Here is an 18,273-nt window from a genome sequence, read left to right as displayed (position 1 = left end):
CGGAGGCAAGTTTAGGTGCTCTCCCGCACCTCCAACGCATAGGGTGTGAGTAGCGAATTGGGCCGTTCAGCGCCACCTTCGAGCAGCATCTTCACGGCCCCCGCCCCAATGTCGAAAGAGAAAGGCGTGATAGTTGTCAGGGTCGGGCTGAGTTGGCGACCGATATCATAGTCCCCCCATCCCGCAATCGCGATGTCACCGGGGATGTCCAAGCCACGCCGCTGACATTCAAACAGTGCCCCCGCCGCGACAACGTCGGTCGGGCACAGGATCGCATCCAGTCGCGGCTCCAAGCTCAGAAACTCGTTGAGAATCCGCGCGCCGGACCCGAACCCGTCTGCGGCACGGACCGTCAAAACGAGATTGTCGGCTAGTCCCGCATCAAACATCACCTTCTGAAAACCGGGAAACCGCATTGTATAACGTTGTTCCCCGCCGCCCAGAACCTGAACGAAACCGATCCGCCTACGGCCCTGTTTGATCAGGTGTTGGGTCAACTCACGGCTGGCGGCACCGACATCGTAGGCGACACCGCATCCTATCGCGTCCTCTCCGCCCCAGCTTTCGACAACAGGGGTGCCGGAGAGGGCGAGCAACTGCCTCAGGTCAGCGACATGAGGGCCGGCGACCAATGCAATCCCCGCGACCCGTAAGCCCAACAGAGTTTGCACGGCGGACAGCTCTTCTTCCGGCGTTTCTGCGATCATGGTGATGAGTTCGTGCCCGCGCTCAGTCGCCGCCTGTCGCAGGCCCGCGACATATCGGTAGAACGCCGAGTTCCGGATGGAGGGCAACACCGCACCGATCACCTGGCTCGATCCGGCAGCAAGCAGTCCGGCCGACATGTTCGGCACATACCCGAGCTGTGCGGCGACGTTCATCACTGTTTCGCGGGTTTTGGGGCGCACACGGTCAGGATAGCGAAAGCAATTCGAAACCGTCATCGGAGACACGCCGGCCGCCTTCGCAATGTCCTGCATTGTCAGGTTCTTCGAGGAGATTCGGTCCGGTTCGCTCATAATCGCTCTCTTGGCTCTCGAAAAAAATGGCCTGCTTTTTAAGGTTTGGCAAGCGGCACGCCATAAAATGTAATTTCTTCTTTACAAATAATTGTAGCGCTACAATTCTAGTCTTAACAGATCGGAGTTGCCATGAACGACACCCCTTCCAACTTGAGTCTCACGACAATCCGCAAGCGGTTCGGGGACCTCTTGGCCGTGGACAACCTCGATTTGCAGGTCGAACCCGGTTCTCTCGTGTCGCTTCTCGGGCCCTCCGGTTGCGGGAAAACCACGACATTGCGCATGGTCGCGGGCTTTGAGACGCCCGACAGCGGGGAAATCCGGATCGGCAACGATGACGTGACCCACCTGCCGCCCAACAAGCGCGGGCTTGGCATGGTGTTCCAGAGCTATTCCCTGTTCCCGCATCGCACCGTGGCGGAAAACGTGGCCTTCGGGCTGCGGATGCTCGGTGCTTCGAAACAAACGCAGTTGGACGAAGTGCGGCGTATGCTCGACATGGTCCATCTGCAAGGCCGCGAGGAGATGTTCCCCTCCCAACTCTCTGGCGGCCAGCAGCAACGCGTGGCATTGGCACGTGCCCTCGTCGTCAATCCACGCGTGCTGCTCCTGGATGAACCGCTCGGTGCGCTCGACAAAGCCCTCCGAGAGTCGATGCAATTCGAGATCCGTGAAATGCAGCAGCGGCTGGAAATCACCACGCTCCTCGTCACGCACGATCAGGAAGAAGCGATGTCCATGTCGGACCAGATCGCCGTGATGCAGGGCGGGAAAATTCTTCAACTTGGTGCGCCGAACCACATCTACGACCATCCGGAAACGGCATTTGTTGCGACCTTCCTTGGCACATCGAACCTGTTTGACGGAGATGTCACGCCGGACGGGATGCTGAAGACAGAGGCCGGCACGCTGACACTTCCGACGAAAGCCACCCCCGGCACACGCGCGACCCTCTCTGTGCGCCCCGAACGGATCGTCTTGGGCGAGGCCGCAGGCCCGCTGAGCCAAGGTCTCATGGGCCGCATCGTCGCGGCGTCGTTCCGCGGCTCCTATGCCGCCTATCGTATTGCGCTCGATGGCACCGACGTGGAGCTCACCGCCTACCGTCAGGCCGACGCATCGTTGGGACAAACGAGTCTTGTGTTGGGCGACAGGGTCCCCGTGGGCTGGCCCGTCGAACACGGCGTCGTCGTGGCACCTCAGGACACCCGGAACTGATCGGGTCAGGAGACAGACATGAAAGATTTCACCCAGGGTTCCACCGGACGACTGCGTATCGGCATTGATGTCGGCGGGACGTTTACGGACTTTGTGATGGCCGACGCCGAAACCGGCAAGATCACGCTCTACAAAGAGCCATCCACCCCTGACGACCCGTCACGCGCGCTGATCGAAGGGCTGGACAAATTTCTGGCCCGTGAAGGCATGGCCCCTCAGGATGTTGGCGGGTTGATGCACGGCACGACCATTGGCCTCAACGCGATCATCCAGCGCCGCGGCGCCCGTATCGGCCTGATCGTCACGAAGGGATACCGCGACATTCTCGAAATCGCGCGGTGCCGGATGCCGTCCTCGTTCGATTTGCACGCAGAGAAAGAAGTGCCTCTGGTCCCCCGATCCTGCGTGATCGAGATCGATGCGCGCTTTGACCGCAACGGAAAACTGACCTCCGAACCGGATGAGGCAGAGCTGGACCGCGTGGCGCGTGAGCTGGCCGCGCTGAACCTTGATGCGGCTGCACTCATGCTCATCAACGGCTACGCAAATCCGGAAGCAGAAGGTGAGATCGCCGCCGCCCTCTCCGCACGGCTCGAGTCCTTCGCGATCTCCTCTGCGGCAACAATCTGGCCGGAAATCCGCGAATATGAACGCACGCTGGTGGCCTGCCTCAATGCGTATATCCAGCCGCTGATGGACACCTACTTCGCACGCCTTTTGACGGGGCTGGAACGGATCGGCGTGCACGCGCCGCTCTTGGTGACCGCCTCGAATGGTGGCTCTCTATCCGTCGGGTCCGCTGTTGCGCGTCCGGTCGAAACGATCCTGTCGGGACCGGCCTCCGGCGTGATGGCTGCTGTGCGTCAGGCGAGCCAGTCGGGCATGGAAAACATCATCACCTTCGACATGGGCGGCACCTCCTCCGACATGGCCGTCGCGACCGGCGGCACCGCAGGGATCGCGACACGCACCGACATTGGCGGGCTGCCGCTCGTCCTGCCGGTGGTTGACGTGAACGCCATTGGTGCGGGCGGCGGGTCTATCATCTGGGGCGACGCCCAAGGTGTGCTCAAGGTCGGCCCCCACAGCGCCGGCGCCCACCCCGGCCCCGTCTCCTACGGGCGCGGCGGAACGGAACCTGCCGTGACGGATTGCTTCATCGCGTGCGGCTTCATTGATCCGGCCAACTTTGGCGGTGGCTCGATGCCGCTCGACGGCGACGCTGCGCGCGCCGCGCTCGATACGGTCGCCACGCAAGTCGGCATCGAGGGCGACGACCGCGCTGTCCGTTTGGCTGAAGGCGCGCTCGCCGTGGCCTCTGCGGAAATGGCTGGCTCGCTCTTCCGCACGATGGCCGAACGCGGGCTTGATCCCCGTGACTTCGTGCTCCTGCCCTTCGGTGGCGCGGGACCAACCCATGCCAACCTGTTGGCCGAAGAGATCGGCATCGCCCGCATTCTCGTCCCGCAAGCCGCCGGTGCCTATTGCGCAATGGGCGCCGCAGGCGCGGACCTCCGCCGCGATTTCGTCCGTTCTCTCCGCGTTGAACTCACAGAAGAAAGTGCAGCCGCCGCCGAAAGCACCTTTGTGGCACTTCAGGCCGAAGGCGATGCCTGGCTGGACAACGAATTGCCGGACATTGCGGACCGCCGAGTCGAACGGTCCGCCGATATGCGCTATACTGGGCAAGCCTACGAGCTGCGCGTGACCTTGGACGCGGGCGCAGATGCCGCGAGCTACGCCGAAGCCTTCCACCAGGAGCACGAGCGCATCTACGGCTTCCGCGATGCCGAGGCACTGGTCGAAATCGGCACCATCCGGCTCGCCATGATCGGCGTCGGGCAACCGCTGTCTGCCTCCAAAGCCACGGGTGACGGCGCCCCCGTTCGCACCCGCCGGAACATCTTCCACAAGGGTGCATGGCACGAAGCCGCCGTCTACGACCGGACCACGCTCGGCAAGGATGCGATCCTGTCCGGCCCTGCCGTCGTCGAACAGGCCGAAACGACGACCATCATTCTGCCCGACTGGACCGCCACGGTGGACGAGCTCGGGAACCTGATCATTGAAAGGAGCCCGGCATGAGCACCCTCGATCCCGTCCTGCTGGAAATCCTCGGCAACAAGTTTGCCTCTGTCACCGAAGAGATGTGCCTGACGCTGCAACGCACGGGCCGCACCCTCTATGTGAAAGAAACCGCGGACTTCGCCTGCGCACTTGCCGGACTGGACGGTCGCTTTTTCGCCTACCCGCGCTCCATCGGCGTCTCGGGGTTTGTCGGCTTGGAATGTCTGCCCGCTATCGAATCTGTCATCGCCACCCAAGGTGCGCTCGAACCCGGCGACGTGATCCTGACCAACGATCCTTACCGCTCGACGGGTCTGGCCACGCACCTGCCGGACCTGCACATGATCGAGCCGTATTTCCATGACGGTGAAATCATCGCCTATGGCTGGTGCTTTGTGCACTGCTCCGACGTGGGCGGGCGCGTTCCCTCGTCGATCTCGCCTGTGAATACAGAGATCTTCCAGGAAGGCCTTCGCATCCCCCCCGTCAAGCTGATGCGCAAAGGCGAGATGTCCCCTGAAGTGCGCCTTTTCCTCGATGCGAACTCGCGGACACCCGAGGCCAACATGGGTGACATTCGCGCGATGCTCGCCTCACTGGCCACCGGCCGCCGCCGCGTGGCGCAGATGTTGGGTCAGCATGGCTCTGCCGAACTGGTCAGCGCGCAGGAAGCCCTGATGAGCTACGCCGCAGGCAAGGCCGAAGCGGTGCTGCGCCAGATGCCCGAGGGCAAATACAGCTTCTCGGATTACCTCGATGACGATGCCGCGAGCCGCCTGCCCGTCCGCCTCTCTGTGACGGTGGAAATCAAGGACGGTCGCGTTCACCTCGACTTCACCGGCACCGACCCTCAGGTTGCCACCGCGATGAACATCCCGTCCTGCGGGCGCCCTCACGCGTGGTTGACGCTGCGGATGCTGGCCCTTGTCCAGACGATTGACCACTCTGCGCCGCTCAATGCCGGATTGCTCCGCCCGTTGAGCATCAACACCCCGCTCGGCTCTTTGGTGAACCCTGAGGAACCTGCCGCAACCGGTGTGCGACACGCCGCTGCGATCCGCGTGAACGATGTGCTGAACGGCGCGTTCGGCCTCGCCCTCCCCGACGTCCTTCCGGCTGCGGCCTCCGGCACCGTGATCCCGATCGTGATGAGCGAACCAAGCCCCACCGGCGGGCGTATGGTTCAGGTGATCGAACCCCTCATCGGCGGCACCGGCGCACGACGCGGACACGATGGCGTGGACGGACGCGACAGCGGTATCTCCAACCTCGCCAACAACCCTGTCGAAACGGTTGAGGCCGAACTGGGCGTTGAAGTGCTGCACTACGGTTTGCGCCCTGACTCCGGCGGTGCGGGCCAGTGGCGCGGCGGCTGTGGGATGGTCCTGTCCTTCCGCGTGCTGACCGATGGCTCCCATGTTCTCGGACGCGGTATGGAACGTCTGCTGTTCCGCCCGTGGGGGCAGGCAGGCGGACAACCCGGCGAACCGGGCTCTCTCGTGATCAACGAAGGCCACCCGCGTGAGCACCGCCTCGGCAAGATCGACGTCCTCGAAGTTCGTGCAGGTGACATCGTGACCTTCCGCACTCCGGGAGCAGGTGGATGGGGTGATCCGATGCTCCGTGACCCTGAGGCCGTTCTGGCGGATGTCGAAGCGGGCTTTGTCACGGCAGACCATGCGCGGCGCGCCTACGGTGTCGTCCTGTGTGACGGTCGCGTCGATCATGACGCTACGTCCGCGCTTCGCACCGCGGCGGGCAAGAATGTCGGGACGGTCTTTGGCCCCGAACGCGACACATGGGACAGCATCTTCGCCCCCGCCTTGATGGATCGCCTGAACGCCGCGCTCCTCACAGTCCCCGTGTCGCACCGCCAAAGCAAACGTCGGGAAATCTTTGAAACGGTGCTGGAGGATCTCCCGTCGAGTTTCCCCCGAAGCCCCGCCAACGACACCCAGCGCGAGACGGCCATCCGTCGCCTCGAACGCGCCCTGAGCAACATCTGAGTAAGAACCGGGAAACGGCACAACCCCAATGGAGAGACCACAATGACACTGAACAGACGTAAATTCCTCGGCACCGGCGCTGCCGCCGCAGGCCTGATCGGCCTGAACGGCATGCCTCTGCGCGCACAGCAGAATACTCTCAATGTCACCGCCTATGGCGGCGTCTGGGAACAAGCAATCCGCGATTGCTTCGTCGCTCCCTTCGAGGCCAAGACCGGCGCAACCGCGACCGTGTCGCTCGGCGGACCGGCTCAATGGCTGGCCCAAGTCGAAGCCAACCCCGAAAACCCGCCGCTCGACGTCCTCATCATGACGCCCGACCTCGCCGTGATCGCCGCCGAAGGCGATCTGATGGACGACTTCACGGTTGAGAAACTGCCGAACCTCGCCAACATCCCGCAGGAGTTCACCGACGCCTGCCTCGGCAAAGGCACCTATTTCGACTACGGCGTCGGCGGCATCACCTACAACAAACAGGTTGTATCCGACGCTCCGAAAAGCTTTGCCGCTTTCGTGGATCGTGTCGCCTCGGGCGAGTTCGTCGCCTCCGTGCCGTCGATCCAGTATGGCGTCACCCCTGTCTTCTTTATCTGGGCTCTGAACAATGCGCTCGGCGGAACCGTCGACAACGTGGATCCGTTCTTCGAAGCTATGGCGAAGATGAAAGACAACCTCGTGTTCTGGGCTGGCCCGAACGACTTCTTCAACCATCTGGCCTCCGGCGAAGCGGATCTCGGCATCTACTTCGACGGCCGCACATGGAACCACGTCGATCAGGGCATCGACTGGATCGACTTCATCAACCCGGAAGAAGGTGGTGCGATGACCGCCGTCGCGATCCAGAAGCCGAAGAACGCCTCTGATCTCGCATGGGACTACCTCAACGAGGTGCTCGCCCCCGAGAACCAGTCGAAGTTCGCAGAGATTCTGAACTACGGCGTGACCAACACCGAAGTCGTCTACAGCGAAAAACTCGCGAGCCGCGTGACGCCGCTCTCCGAAGCGAACCTGCCGCCCTACGCGGATATCGCACGGGTCCGCAACGAGTGGGTGGACCGCTGGAACCGCGAAATCGGCATGTAATGCCAGTGCTCCCGCCGGTTCGCTGGCGGGAGACCCCTATGATGAGGTAGATCATGTCGAAGACCGCACAAATCTCGGAGCGCACGCGCCGCGCCCTCCTGTTGGCCCCCGCGCTGATCTTCCTCGCGGTGTTCTTCGTTATGCCACTCGTCGACAACTCGGCACGCTCTTTCATTGGTGAGGATGGCAGTTTCACCCTCGCCCGCTATACGGCTTTCCTCACCGACAGTTTCTATCTGGGCGTCATCCTCGAAACGGTGGTCCTCTCGGCCGCTGTCACGGTGATTTCGGTCGTCATCGCCTACCCCGTTGCCTACGTGCTGGTGCGCAAGGCCGGTCGGTTTTCCGGATTGATCATCTTCCTGCTGATCGCCCCGCTGCTGACCTCGATCATCATGCGCACCTTCGGGTGGCAGGTGCTGTTCGCGCGGCGCGGGTTGATCAATCAGTGGCTCGTGACCGATCTCGGACTTCTCGACACGCCGCTGCGCTGGCTGAACACGCCGGGCTTGGCCATTGCCGCCCTTGTTCACGTCCTCGTCCCCTTCGCCGTCCTCTCCATCGCCTCCGTCCTTCAGGGCGTTGACCGGCGGCTGGAAGAAGGCGCACTTGTGCTCGGCGCGTCGCGGTTCCGCACGTTCTTTGAGGTCACGTTGCCCCTCACGCTGGACGGCATCGGGACCGGCGCCATTCTGGTATTCATGATCGCGAACGGGTCCTTCGTGACACTCGTTCTTCTGGGCGGCGGGTTCCAGACGCTGCCGCTACTGATCTACCAGCAGTTCAACACCACGCGCGACTTCGCACTGGCCTCAACGATGAGCACGATCCTGTTGGTGATCGCATTGGCCTGTCTCTGGCTGCAATTGCGCCTTGTGCGCAGACAAGGAGCGTAACATGCGTCTCACTGACTGGGCCCTCTGGCTGTTCACCGTTGCCTTCTTTATCTTCATGATCCTGCCGATCGCGGTTGTCGTGGTGATCTCCTTCACCTCGGCGGGCTTTGCGGCCTTCCCGATCCCCGGCTGGTCGCTCAAGTGGTTCGCCCGCATCTTTGAATACGAACCCTTCATCGACAGCCTTTGGGTCAGTCTCAAACTCGCAGTCGTGGCCACCGTCGCCTCCTGCGTCCTCGGCATTCCGGCGGCGCTCTATCTGTCGCGCTCGCGCTCCGGCTGGGCGACAACAATCACCACCTTCCTGCTCTCGCCCCTGTCGATGCCGATGATCGTGATCGGGTTCGCCTCGCTCTTCTTCCTATCATGGATGGGCTTCGGCATCTCGTTCCTCGCACTCGCCATCGTGCACACGGTGATCTGCCTGCCTTATGTCATCCGCACTGTCGCCGCCGTCTACCGCGCCGTGCCGCCTGCCTATGAAGAGGCTGCGATGATCCTCGGCGCGTCGCGCTTTCGGACATTTCAGGAGGTGACCCTCCCCCTCATCCGGCCAGGTATCGCCGCGGGGTCGCTCTTTTCCTTCCTGACCTCCTTTGACAACCTGCCGGTCAGCTACTTCTTCGGCTCTGCGCAGACCAACACGCTTCCGGTCGTGATGCTGGCCTACATGGAGCATCAGTTTGATCCCTCCATCGCAGCCCTTTCGACCCTGCAACTCGCTCTGGCTGTGATCGCGCTCGTCGTGGCAGACAGGCTCTACGGGATCGAAAAGATGACCGTCGCCACCTGAGCAGATGCGCCCTGAGACAGGTCTGGCCGGACGCACACGGCCCTAGACAACACGGGTTGAGCGCGGCATGTTATGCGCCAGACTTCGAAATAATAGAAAATTTTTCTCACGCTTAAGCATAAACGGGGTAAAATAATCCATAAACGTCAGGTGTGAACAAGGCAGTCAGGAGACCCCTATGCTTGATAGCTATGATCGAAAGATCTTGATGCTCTTGCAGAGAAGTACCGAGCAATCGGTCGCTGAAATCGCCGATGAGATCGGATTGAGCGTGACGCCCTGTTGGCGCCGCATCCGAAAGCTCGAGGAGCAAGGGTATATCAAAAAGCGCGTCGCGCTTCTGGATGAAGCCAAGCTTAACGTCGGCGTCTCTGTCTTTATGGCGGTGCGCACCAATCAGCACACGAAAAAATGGGCAAAGGATTTTGTGGATGCGGTGAACCAAATCCCCGAAATCGTGGATGTGTTCCGGCTCGCCGGAGATGTTGACTACATGCTCCGCGCCGTCGTGCCGGACATTGCAACCTTTGACATGGTGTATCAGCGCCTCATTGATAAGGTCGACATTTACGACGTGTCCTCCATGTTCGCGATGGAGACCATCCGATCCTCCACGGAACTGCCGCTGGACTACGCCTAAAGCACATGATCGGTCGCGGACCAGCCATGTGTCTTCGTTCCGATGTCTTAGGCCGCTTGCGCCGTGAAAATCGCCCGTGAGGGGTCCACGCAATAGGAGTCGGAAAAGCGGTGCGCCTCCTCTGAAATGGCGCGCACGCTTTCCAGAATGAACGCCACTTCGGCGTCGCTCATCAGCACGGAGAGATTGAACCGCACAAAGCCCGGCTTCTCCATCTCATGCCCTGCGAGGATTTCGTCGCGCAAATCCGCAGCAACATCGCTCAGACCGAGCAGCCGCAGGACATAAGGACCAGCACAGGCGCAGCCGCCGCGCGCTTGCACCCCGTATCGGTCGCTCAGCAATTTGGTCACGAACTGATGGTGGACGAAGCCACCCTCCGGATGACGCACACGGAAAGACAGGATCGGAAGGCGGTCAGGCTCGGTCAATCCGAGCTGTTCGATCATCGGCGATTTCTCAAGCTCGGCGAGCGCACGTTTCGCGAGGTGGCGATTGCGCTCAAACATGAAATCCTGCCCGATCTCCTCTTTGACAATCACCGCCAGACCCGCGCGGATATCGCCAATGACATTCGGCGTTCCGGCTTCTTCACGGTGTTCGATCTGGCTGCTGTAGTCATGCGTCTCTGAAGACACGAACCGCACAGTGCCGCCGCCAACCCAGGTCGGGCGGTCGGACATCACGGCATCGCGACGCAGGACAAGCACACCGGACGCGCCCGGCCCGCCGATGAATTTGTGCGGAGAGAAGACCAACGCATCAATTTCGGCGTCCTTCGCCGGTGACATATTCATCGGCAGGTAGGGGCCGCCTCCGGCGTAATCCCAGATGATCTTGGCCCCCGCCGCTTTGACTTTGCGGGTGATCTGTTCAACATCGGCAATGATGCCCGACACGTTAGAGGCCGCAGAAAACGCGCAGATGACGCGGTCATAGGCGTCGGCATTTCGCAGTTCGGCATCAAGCGCGTCCATGTCGGGACCGCCCGTCGGAGCTTCGGGCAGCTCGACCACCTCCGCCCCGCTCTCGCGCCACGGAAGAATATTGGAGTGATGTTCATACGGGCCAATGATGACTTTCACCCGCCCTGTATCTGCCTCGAAGAGCCGCACCAGCCGATTGATACCGGCGGTCGCGCCCGATCCGGCGAACACGACGGCATGACGTTCATCCGCGCCGCAATGCGCCGCAACCGTCGCACGGGCCGCATTCCTCAACCGGGTCATAAAGCCACCGCAATGGGAGGCTTCGGTGTGGCTGTTGGCGTAGAAAGGCAGCACGTTTTCCAGAATGAATTGCTCAACACACATCAGCGCACGGCCAGACGCCACATAGTCTGCATAGACGATCTTTTTCGTGCCGAACGGCCCGTCGAACTCCGCGCCCTTCCCGACGAGATGCGCGGCGAGGTCCGCCCCTTTGGGCATCGCATCGCGGAATTGGGTCAGCAGGGGATGTTGGTTTTGTGCGTCCATGGGCCTTTTCCTAAGTGGTCAGCCCCATTCTACCCGAAGCACCGCGCACCTCTTTTTCGTTCTTCCGAACGCAATCACGATATTCGGCAAAAATTTTCTGCGGGACCCGAAAAACGGGAAAGAATTTGCTAGCCCTTTCCACGCAATATCATGCCACGTCAGAGGAGACCGTGCGCACCAAAGGGCCACCGCAAAGCGTTACAGAGTTGGCCCAAGACACGCGGCGGAGCTTAAGCCGACCGCTCTTTCTTGTCCTTCAGGAACCCGTACATCTGGACGTAGCCGTTTTGCACCCGTTTCGCGGCGTGTTTGGCGGCGACTTCGGGATCGAGGGGGGCAAAGCCGCATCCGGCGATCAGGCGGTGCATAAAGGCGGCGCGGCCTGCGACGGCGATGCCGCTGTGGAGGGCGTCTTCGTCCCAACCGGCGGCAAATACCTCATCGGCGTCCGCCTGTTCCATCTCTGACGGGGTGAGCATCAGTTTGCGGACAAAGCGCAGCAATTCGCGGAAATCATCCGCGACATTGGCGGTGTCGAGATCCGCAACGAGCGCCTCCAACAGACCCTCCTCAACCCCGTGGGCATAGGCGACCGCACTGTGGCCCGTGAAAACAAAGTTGTTCCCCGACACCCCCGCCGCGAACGCGAGGATGATTTCGCGCTGCGCTGGCGTCAGGGGCGACGGCCCGTTCATGAGAGCCTGGCTCATTTCGGAAAACGGGCCGTAGATCTCTTTGTAGCGTTTGAACACATTCGGCGGGCCTGCGTTTTCGGGCAGGAAGGGAAGATGGGGCACGCGCGCCTCCTCTCGTCGTCTGGCTTAGCTCGCGGCCATGCGCAGTGCCATGGAGGCACGGTAGCGCGGGTCGCCGGTGATATCGTGCAGGGCGTCAAGGGCAGAGAGCACGCGGGTCAGACCGATCTCTTTGGCCCATGCGATTGGCCCTTTGGGGTAGTTCACACCAAAGCGCATCGCCTTGTCGATCCCGTCTTCGTCCGCCACGCCCTGAAGCATGGCTTCGAAGCCTTCGTTGGCGAGCATCGCGACCGTGCGCAGCGCCACGAGACCCGGCCAGTCCGGTAGATGGGTCGCGGTCAGGCCCTGTAGATACATCGTGGCGACAAAGCGCTCGATCTGGTCCGGCGCGACGTCGGGAGAGGCGGCGAATGCGACGCGGGTGCTGCCGGAGGCCTTGTCCACGAGGTCATAAACGATGGTCGCTTTGCCCGTGGTCTGCGCGACGGCTTTTGCCGTGCGGCCATCGGTGGGCTGGATCATGACTGTGCCGCAATCGAACGGAGCTTCGAACGTAAAGCCCGCGAATTGGTCCACGTCATCCGCCACAGCTTCGGCGCGCGGTTCGCCCTTTTCCGCACCATCGCGGTAGTCATAGAACCCCTGCCCCGTCTTGCGACCGAGACGGCCCGCGTTGACGAGTTCGAGCTGCGCAATCGACGGGCGGAAGCGCGGTTCCTGATAGTAGGCGTCAAAGACGGAGGTGCTCACGGCATAGTTCACGTCATGCCCGATCAGGTCCATGAGCGTGAACGGCCCCATGCGGAACCCTGCCCCCTCGGTCATGAGCGCGTCCAGAGTGGCGGGATCGGCCACCTGTTCTTCATAGAGACGCAGCGCCTCTGCATAATAGGGCCGCGCAACGCGGTTCACGATGAACCCGGGCGTCGATTTCGCATGGACCGCAACCTTGCCCCAGGCCTCCGCGGTGTCAAACACGGTCTCCGCGACCGCCGGATCGGTGGACACGCCGGAAATCACTTCGACGAGTTTCATCACCGGCGCGGGGTTGAAGAAGTGCATGCCGACCAACTGCCCCGGACGTTTTAGGTCGCGCCCGATGGAGGTGACGGAGATCGAAGACGTGTTGGTCCCGAGGATCGCATCCTCCGCCATGATCTCTTCGAGCTGGCCGAACACTTTGCGTTTGATGTCGAGGTTTTCGACAATGGCCTCAACGGCGAGAGACACCCCTGCGAAATCCTCCAGCGACCCTGCGACAGAAATCCGGTCGAGGAGCGCGGCAACGTCACCTTCGGTCATCTTGCCCCGTGCGACGAGTTTTTCGAGACCCTTGCCGATCTTCGCCTTCCCTGTCGCGGCGGCGCCGTCCATGGCGTCGAACAACAGGACCGGATGGCCCGCGGCAGCCGCGAGTTGCGCGATCCCTGCGCCCATGGTTCCGGCGCCGATCACGCCAATGCTGCAGGATGTGCTGAGTGCTGTCACCGGGATTTACTCCTCTGGTTCTTGAATTGTCAGAATGATTTTGCCCGCGACCTTGGCCTGCTGAAGCGCGCGCAGCGCCTCGGCAAAGTCGGCGAGCGGCAGACGCCGGACGATATGCGGGGCGAGTTTGCCCGCGCGCCAAAGGTCGAACATCTGCGTTTGCGCGTCATGCACGCGGTCGAGTTGGCGGGCGCGGTAGTCGGTCCATTGGACACCGCCCACCGAGATGTTTTTCACGAGGAGATAATTGGCTCCGATCTGCGGAATGGTGCCGGAGGCAAAGCCCACAACCACGAGCCGCCCCTGCCACGCCATCGCGCGCAGTGCAGCACCCGTCACATCGCCGCCGACCGGATCAATGACAACATCCGCACCCTGTCCGTCGGTGAGTTCCTTCACACGGTCGCGCAGTTCACTGCGCAGATCACCCGCGCTCGTATCAATGGTCGCATCCGCGCCGAACCCGAGGGCGGTCTTGGCCCCCTCTTCGCCACGGGTGGCTGCGATCACCTTGCCCGCGCCGAGCGCCTTGGCGATTTGCACCGCCGCCATGCCGACCCCGCCCGTCGCGCCAAGCACGAGGACCGTATCCCCCGCCTTCATCGCACCGCGGTCCGTGAGCGCGAACCACGCGGTTTGATAGACGAGGCCAAAGGCCGCCGCGACGTCGAACGGCATCTCGTCCGGCATCGGAAAACAGTAGCCCGCAGGGAGCGCAATCTTTTCCGCGTAAGTCCCGTAATAGGGCAGAACCATCACCCGTTGCCCGACCGTCAGATCACTGACACCCGCACCGAGTTTTGACACGACCCCTGCCCCCGCAAGACCGGGGGAAAAGGGAAATGGCGGCTTTTTCTGATACTTTCCTTCGATATAGAGGATGTCCGGAAAGTTTGCTTCCGCCGTGGCGAGATCGACGACGACCTCGCCCTCGGCAGGTTCCGGATCGGGCAAATCGCCATACTGCGCCTGATCGAAAGGCGTGAATTCGCGGACGATGACGGCTTTCATGGCGATCCCCCTTTAGTCCGTTGATCCGAGACAGGCCGCGTTATCCGCCCCGAGCGCGGGGGCAGAGCGGGCCTCGTCAGTGGCCGCGCGGAAGGCGGGCGCCACAGGCACGGGGAGCGCAGGCATCTGCGATCCGTCCGGGCCGGTGATCTGATGATCGAACACCCCACGCGCCCGGAAATGCGGGTCGGACATGGCCTCATCGAGACCGTTCACAATGGAACAGCAGCAATCAGCCGCCTCAAAGATCGGGGCCCAGTGGCTCGCGGGTTTGCTGGCCAGAATCTCGGCCACACGCGCGGTTGTTGCCGCCGGATCCTTCGCATCGTCGCGGAGCGCGGGATCGAGGTCGATCGCGGCGCAGAACCCTTCCCAGAACTTCTGCTCAATCGGCGCAATGGCTGCAAAGCGACCGTCAGACGTCGGGTAGAGGCGGTAGCGTGGCGTGCCACCGGTGACGAGCGCATCACCATTGCCCGGCCAATCGCCCGTGACCTGACCCTCGCCCTGCGCCCAGTAGAGGAAGGGAAAGAGGTTTTCGGCCATCGCAATGTCGATCTGCGCGCCTTCGCCGGTCTTCTCGCGCCGCCAAAGCGCCATGAGGATGTTGACCAGCGCCGGATACGTGCCCCCCGCAATGTCGGCGGTGAGCGCAGGCGGCATGACGGGCACCTCGGGCGTGCCGAGGCTCAGCGCGGCCATGCCAGCGTCGCCTTGATAGTTGAGGTCATGACCCGCGACCATCGCCTTTGGACCCGTCTGGCCGTAGCCGGTGATCGAGCAATAGATGATGTCCGGATTGATCGCGCGCATGTCGTCGTAGGACAGGCCGAGACGCGCCATGACACCGGGGCGGAATTGCTCCATCACGATATCGGCGCTCTCGATCAGCGGCGTGAGTTTGGCGCGGGACTTAGGGTCTTTCAGGTCGACCGCGATGCTCTTTTTACCACGGTTCAGGAGGTGAAAGTTGGAACTGTCACTCCCGCCCCATTTCGGAACATAGCTGCGCATCTCTTCGCCGCGACCGGGGCGTTCGACCTTGATGACCTCTGCGCCTGCTTCGGCGAGGATCAGCGTGGCCATCGGCCCGGGCAAAAGCGTCGAGAAATCGAGCACCCGAATTCCGTCGAGAGCCCCTTTCATTCCGCAGCCTCGCGCGCTTTGGCCACGACAGCGGCACGCGCGGGGGCATAGCCCTTCTGGCCGGTCATGTCCGCGATGGCGGTGGTCACGTCGAAGTGACGGGCAAGACCGCCGCGCACGACGCGCTCGATCGGACCGTCCGGATAGCCGAGACCCATGCAGCAGGTCTTGTCCATATCCGCCGCACTCGCGAGACCCTCATCGAGGAAGCGCAGCGCGTCGTTGTATTTCGGACGGACAAGGCGGTCCACGATGCGGCCCGGTTGGTCGGCGCAGACCACGACGTCAAAGCCCGCGACCTCGAACACAGCCCGCGCAGCGGCGAGCGCGGCGGCATCGGTGTTCGGCTGCTTGACGAGTTCAATGAGGTTCGACGGCGCATCATTGCCGTTGCGGTAGCGGGCAAAGCCCACTGCATTGGAGCCTTCGCGCCCCATGTCCTCACCCGTGTGAACGCCGAGGCATTCGGTGTCGAGTTCGACCAGAACGGCGGTTTTGCTGTCGTCCGGCGCAAACCCACCGCCGAGGTGGATCGTGACAGGCGCCCCATCACTCGCACCGCCGAGGAAGGCGTCACCCTCCGCAAAGGAACGGCTCTCGCCCGCAGACGCGATGCTATAGGCGGGGGCTTCTGTGGCCTTCTCCGCAGCCGGTGCGGTGAGCAGGCCGGAGCCGGATTTGTTGCCCAGACGACCGGCAGCCACCATACGGCGGCAGAGCGGCGGCACGGAGGCGCGGGTGTCGAGCGTGATCGGATAGAACGCTTCCCCCAGACGCACCTGCGTGTCGAGACCGATCAGGTCCAACAGAGTGCACGGCCCCATCTTGTAGCCAAGGCCCGATTTGATCGCGAGGTCGATGTCCTCGGCAGAGCAAAGGCCCGCCTCGATGGCACGGATCACGTCGTTATTGAACGGAACCAAGAGCGCGTTGAGGATGAAGCCCGGCTTGTCCTGCGTTTCCACCGGAATCTGTTTGCAGGCCTCGGTCCATGCCCATGCGGTGTCAAAGGTCTCCGCAGAGGTGTTGATGCCGCGCGACATCTCGATGAGTTTCATCACCTCCGCTGGCAGACAGAAGTGCATGCCGACCACACGGTCGTCACGACCGGAGCCGCCCGCAATCTCGGTGATCGACAGGGTCGAGGTGTTCGAAGCAAAGATTGTCTCGGCTTTGCAGATGCCGTTCAACTTGCCGAACAGATCCTTTTTGACCTCAAGGCTCTCAAAGATCGCCTCAATGATCAGGTCGCAATCGGCGAGGTCGTTGAGATCGGTGGAATCCGACATGCGCCCGAGAGCGGCATCGGCGTCCTCCTGGCTCATCCGGCCCTTGGCAACCGACTTGCCAAAGAACTTCTCCGCGTTCTTGCGCGAGCGTGCGAGACCCTCGGCAGACATGTCAAAGCAGATCGTTTCAAACCCGCCACGTGCCGCCACGATGGCAATCCCCGCACCCATGGTGCCGCCTGCGCCGCAGACGGCGACTTTCTTGATATTGGTCATTTTTGAATGAAACTCCGTCCGATGAGTTGGCGGTGAACCTGATTGGTGCCTTCCCAGATCTGGGTGATTTTGGCGTCGCGCATGAGCCGTTCCGCGCGGTAGTCGCGGCAGTAGCCGTAGCCGCCGTGGAACTGGACGCATTCGGTCGCCATCTTCATGGCGAGATCAGAGGCGCGCAGTTTCGCGAGAGAGGCTTCCATGCCGAAGTCGGTTTCACCCGCTTCAATGAGGTCAGCGACGTAATCGAGCCACTTCTCCGCCATGAGCAATTCACCCGCGAGGTCAGCGAGCGTGAATTGGTTGCCCTGGAATTCGAGCACTTTCTTGCGGCTCTGCACGCGGTCGCTGCCGTATGCGACCATGTCCTTGAACGCGGCGCGCGCGATGCCGAGGGCATGGGCCGCGACAGACGGACGCGAGCGGTTGAGAGAACCGAGCAGGATTTTGAGACCGTCGCCCGGTTCGCACAAAAGGTTCTTGCGCGGCACGCGCACGTTGTCGAACGCGAGCGCACAGGTGGACGAGCCATTGTGACCCATCTTTTTCTCTTTGCTGATGACGCTGAACCCTTCGGACCCTTTTTCGAGGATCAGCGCGGAAATCGCGCGTTTTGGGTCGTCGATCTCGGACCATTTTCCGAAGACGAGATAGCGGTCGGCCACATCGCCGTTGGAGATAAAGACCTTGTTGCCCTTCAGGATAATGTCGTCACCATCCGGCGTGAAGGAGGTCTTCATGCCCGTCGCATCGGACCCTGCGGTCGGCTCCGTGATGGCTAGCGCGCCAAGACCACCCTCTGCGATGCAGGGCAGCAGGCGCTCTTTCTGTTCGTCGTTGCCGTATTCGATCAGCGGCTTCATACCGTGATAGTTCGTGGCATAGATGATGCCTGTGGAGGCGCAGGCCTCGGAGATGATCGACACGATCTCGAGGTAGAGACGGAAGCGCATCGGCATCCCACCATATTCCTCAGGCACGAACACGGCATTGAGGCCGAGCGCGTTGATCGCCTCGACGTTCTTCCACGGAAATTCGCCGGTTGCGTCGATGTGTTCTGCGTTGGGGGCGATGACCTCATTGGTCATGCGCTGGACCTGATCGAGAATGGCCTGTTCGTCGTCGCTCCAGTTACGGTAGCTCAGTAAGCGTTCATACATATTCA

At 62.0% G+C, this 18,273-nt stretch carries 15 protein-coding genes; 7 read left to right on the top strand and 8 right to left on the bottom strand.

Features of this window, described 5'->3' with window-relative positions:
• Positions 1-11: 11 nt before the first annotated feature.
• Entirely contained in the window at positions 12-1,019 is a 1,008-nt protein-coding gene (locus tag LA304_RS07980; protein ID WP_224502613.1) for a LacI family DNA-binding transcriptional regulator, read from the bottom strand.
• A 132-nt stretch (positions 1,020-1,151) separates the two neighbouring features.
• Here LA304_RS07980 and LA304_RS07975 point away from each other — a divergent pair, with 132 nt between their 5' ends.
• The 7 genes from LA304_RS07975 to LA304_RS07945 all read left to right on the top strand — a co-directional run bounded on the left by LA304_RS07975 (position 1,152) and on the right by LA304_RS07945 (position 9,725).
• Positions 1,152-2,240: an ABC transporter ATP-binding protein gene (locus tag LA304_RS07975; protein WP_224502612.1), complete on the top strand. Its 1,089-nt coding sequence runs from the start codon at positions 1,152-1,154 to the stop codon at positions 2,238-2,240.
• An 18-nt stretch (positions 2,241-2,258) separates the two neighbouring features.
• Positions 2,259-4,325 carry a hydantoinase/oxoprolinase family protein gene (locus LA304_RS07970; protein ID WP_224502611.1) on the top strand — a complete coding sequence of 689 codons (2,067 nt, stop codon included), beginning with the start codon at positions 2,259-2,261 and terminating at the stop codon, positions 4,323-4,325.
• Positions 4,322-6,313 carry a hydantoinase B/oxoprolinase family protein gene (locus LA304_RS07965; RefSeq protein WP_224502610.1) on the top strand — a complete coding sequence of 664 codons (1,992 nt, stop codon included), beginning with the start codon at positions 4,322-4,324 and terminating at the stop codon, positions 6,311-6,313. Before LA304_RS07970 ends, LA304_RS07965 begins: the two co-directional genes overlap by 4 nt.
• Positions 6,314-6,355: 42 nt before the next feature.
• Positions 6,356-7,396, top strand: coding sequence for an ABC transporter substrate-binding protein (locus LA304_RS07960; RefSeq protein ID WP_224502609.1), 1,041 nt, complete (start codon positions 6,356-6,358; stop codon positions 7,394-7,396).
• A gap of 53 nt (positions 7,397-7,449) precedes the next feature.
• Complete coding sequence (locus LA304_RS07955) at positions 7,450-8,292, top strand: ABC transporter permease (protein WP_224502608.1); 843 nt, start codon at positions 7,450-7,452, stop codon at positions 8,290-8,292.
• A gap of 1 nt (position 8,293) precedes the next feature.
• Positions 8,294-9,085 carry an ABC transporter permease gene (locus LA304_RS07950; protein WP_224502607.1) on the top strand — a complete coding sequence of 264 codons (792 nt, stop codon included), beginning with the start codon at positions 8,294-8,296 and terminating at the stop codon, positions 9,083-9,085.
• A gap of 178 nt (positions 9,086-9,263) precedes the next feature.
• On the top strand, positions 9,264-9,725 hold the full coding sequence (locus LA304_RS07945; RefSeq protein ID WP_224502606.1) for an Lrp/AsnC family transcriptional regulator: 462 nt from the start codon (positions 9,264-9,266) through the stop codon (positions 9,723-9,725).
• 47 nt (positions 9,726-9,772) lie between these two features.
• On the opposite strand, the gene LA304_RS07940 is transcribed toward LA304_RS07945, so the two are convergent.
• From LA304_RS07940 to LA304_RS07910, 7 genes are all read right to left on the bottom strand, one after another.
• Entirely contained in the window at positions 9,773-11,203 is a 1,431-nt protein-coding gene (locus LA304_RS07940; protein ID WP_224502605.1) for an aminotransferase class V-fold PLP-dependent enzyme, read from the bottom strand.
• 230 nt (positions 11,204-11,433) lie between these two features.
• Positions 11,434-12,000 carry a carboxymuconolactone decarboxylase family protein gene (locus LA304_RS07935; RefSeq protein WP_224502604.1) on the bottom strand — a complete coding sequence of 189 codons (567 nt, stop codon included), beginning with the start codon at positions 11,998-12,000 and terminating at the stop codon, positions 11,434-11,436.
• A gap of 24 nt (positions 12,001-12,024) precedes the next feature.
• Positions 12,025-13,449, bottom strand: a complete 1,425-nt coding sequence (locus LA304_RS17890; protein WP_224502603.1) for a 3-hydroxyacyl-CoA dehydrogenase NAD-binding domain-containing protein — start codon at positions 13,447-13,449, stop codon at positions 12,025-12,027.
• A 6-nt stretch (positions 13,450-13,455) separates the two neighbouring features.
• Positions 13,456-14,460, bottom strand: a complete 1,005-nt coding sequence (locus LA304_RS07925; RefSeq protein ID WP_224502602.1) for an NADPH:quinone oxidoreductase family protein — start codon at positions 14,458-14,460, stop codon at positions 13,456-13,458.
• Positions 14,461-14,472: 12 nt separating this feature from the next.
• A complete protein-coding gene (locus LA304_RS07920; protein ID WP_224502601.1) occupies positions 14,473-15,606 on the bottom strand; it encodes a CaiB/BaiF CoA transferase family protein in 1,134 nt (377 codons plus the stop codon).
• On the bottom strand, positions 15,603-17,111 hold the full coding sequence (locus LA304_RS07915; protein WP_224502600.1) for a 3-hydroxyacyl-CoA dehydrogenase NAD-binding domain-containing protein: 1,509 nt from the start codon (positions 17,109-17,111) through the stop codon (positions 15,603-15,605). Before LA304_RS07915 ends, LA304_RS07920 begins: the two co-directional genes overlap by 4 nt.
• Positions 17,108-18,268, bottom strand: coding sequence for an acyl-CoA dehydrogenase family protein (locus LA304_RS07910; protein WP_224502599.1), 1,161 nt, complete (start codon positions 18,266-18,268; stop codon positions 17,108-17,110). Before LA304_RS07910 ends, LA304_RS07915 begins: the two co-directional genes overlap by 4 nt.
• Between the last annotated feature and the right edge of the window lie 5 nt (positions 18,269-18,273).

The sequence above is a fragment of the Celeribacter litoreus genome (assembly GCF_020165855.1).
GTDB classification, from domain to species: domain Bacteria; phylum Pseudomonadota; class Alphaproteobacteria; order Rhodobacterales; family Rhodobacteraceae; genus Celeribacter; species Celeribacter litoreus.
Note: the sequence above shows the minus strand (reverse complement) of the source record. Positions and strands in the feature narration are given on the sequence as shown.

Bases quoted from the DNA above. Each gene is read 5' to 3' on its own strand.
- LA304_RS07980 (WP_224502613.1), bottom strand. From the start codon at position 1,019: ATGAGCGAACCGGACCGAATCTCCTCGAAGAACCTGACAATGCAGGAC.
- LA304_RS07975 (WP_224502612.1), top strand. From the start codon at position 1,152: ATGAACGACACCCCTTCCAACTTGAGTCTCACGACAATCCGCAAGCGG.
- LA304_RS07970 (WP_224502611.1), top strand. From the start codon at position 2,259: ATGAAAGATTTCACCCAGGGTTCCACCGGACGACTGCGTATCGGCATT.
- LA304_RS07965 (WP_224502610.1), top strand. From the start codon at position 4,322: ATGAGCACCCTCGATCCCGTCCTGCTGGAAATCCTCGGCAACAAGTTT.
- LA304_RS07960 (WP_224502609.1), top strand. From the start codon at position 6,356: ATGACACTGAACAGACGTAAATTCCTCGGCACCGGCGCTGCCGCCGCA.
- LA304_RS07955 (WP_224502608.1), top strand. From the start codon at position 7,450: ATGTCGAAGACCGCACAAATCTCGGAGCGCACGCGCCGCGCCCTCCTG.
- LA304_RS07950 (WP_224502607.1), top strand. From the start codon at position 8,294: ATGCGTCTCACTGACTGGGCCCTCTGGCTGTTCACCGTTGCCTTCTTT.
- LA304_RS07945 (WP_224502606.1), top strand. From the start codon at position 9,264: ATGCTTGATAGCTATGATCGAAAGATCTTGATGCTCTTGCAGAGAAGT.
- LA304_RS07940 (WP_224502605.1), bottom strand. From the start codon at position 11,203: ATGGACGCACAAAACCAACATCCCCTGCTGACCCAATTCCGCGATGCG.
- LA304_RS07925 (WP_224502602.1), bottom strand. From the start codon at position 14,460: ATGAAAGCCGTCATCGTCCGCGAATTCACGCCTTTCGATCAGGCGCAG.
- LA304_RS07920 (WP_224502601.1), bottom strand. From the start codon at position 15,606: ATGAAAGGGGCTCTCGACGGAATTCGGGTGCTCGATTTCTCGACGCTT.
- LA304_RS07915 (WP_224502600.1), bottom strand. From the start codon at position 17,111: ATGACCAATATCAAGAAAGTCGCCGTCTGCGGCGCAGGCGGCACCATG.
- LA304_RS07910 (WP_224502599.1), bottom strand. From the start codon at position 18,268: ATGTATGAACGCTTACTGAGCTACCGTAACTGGAGCGACGACGAACAG.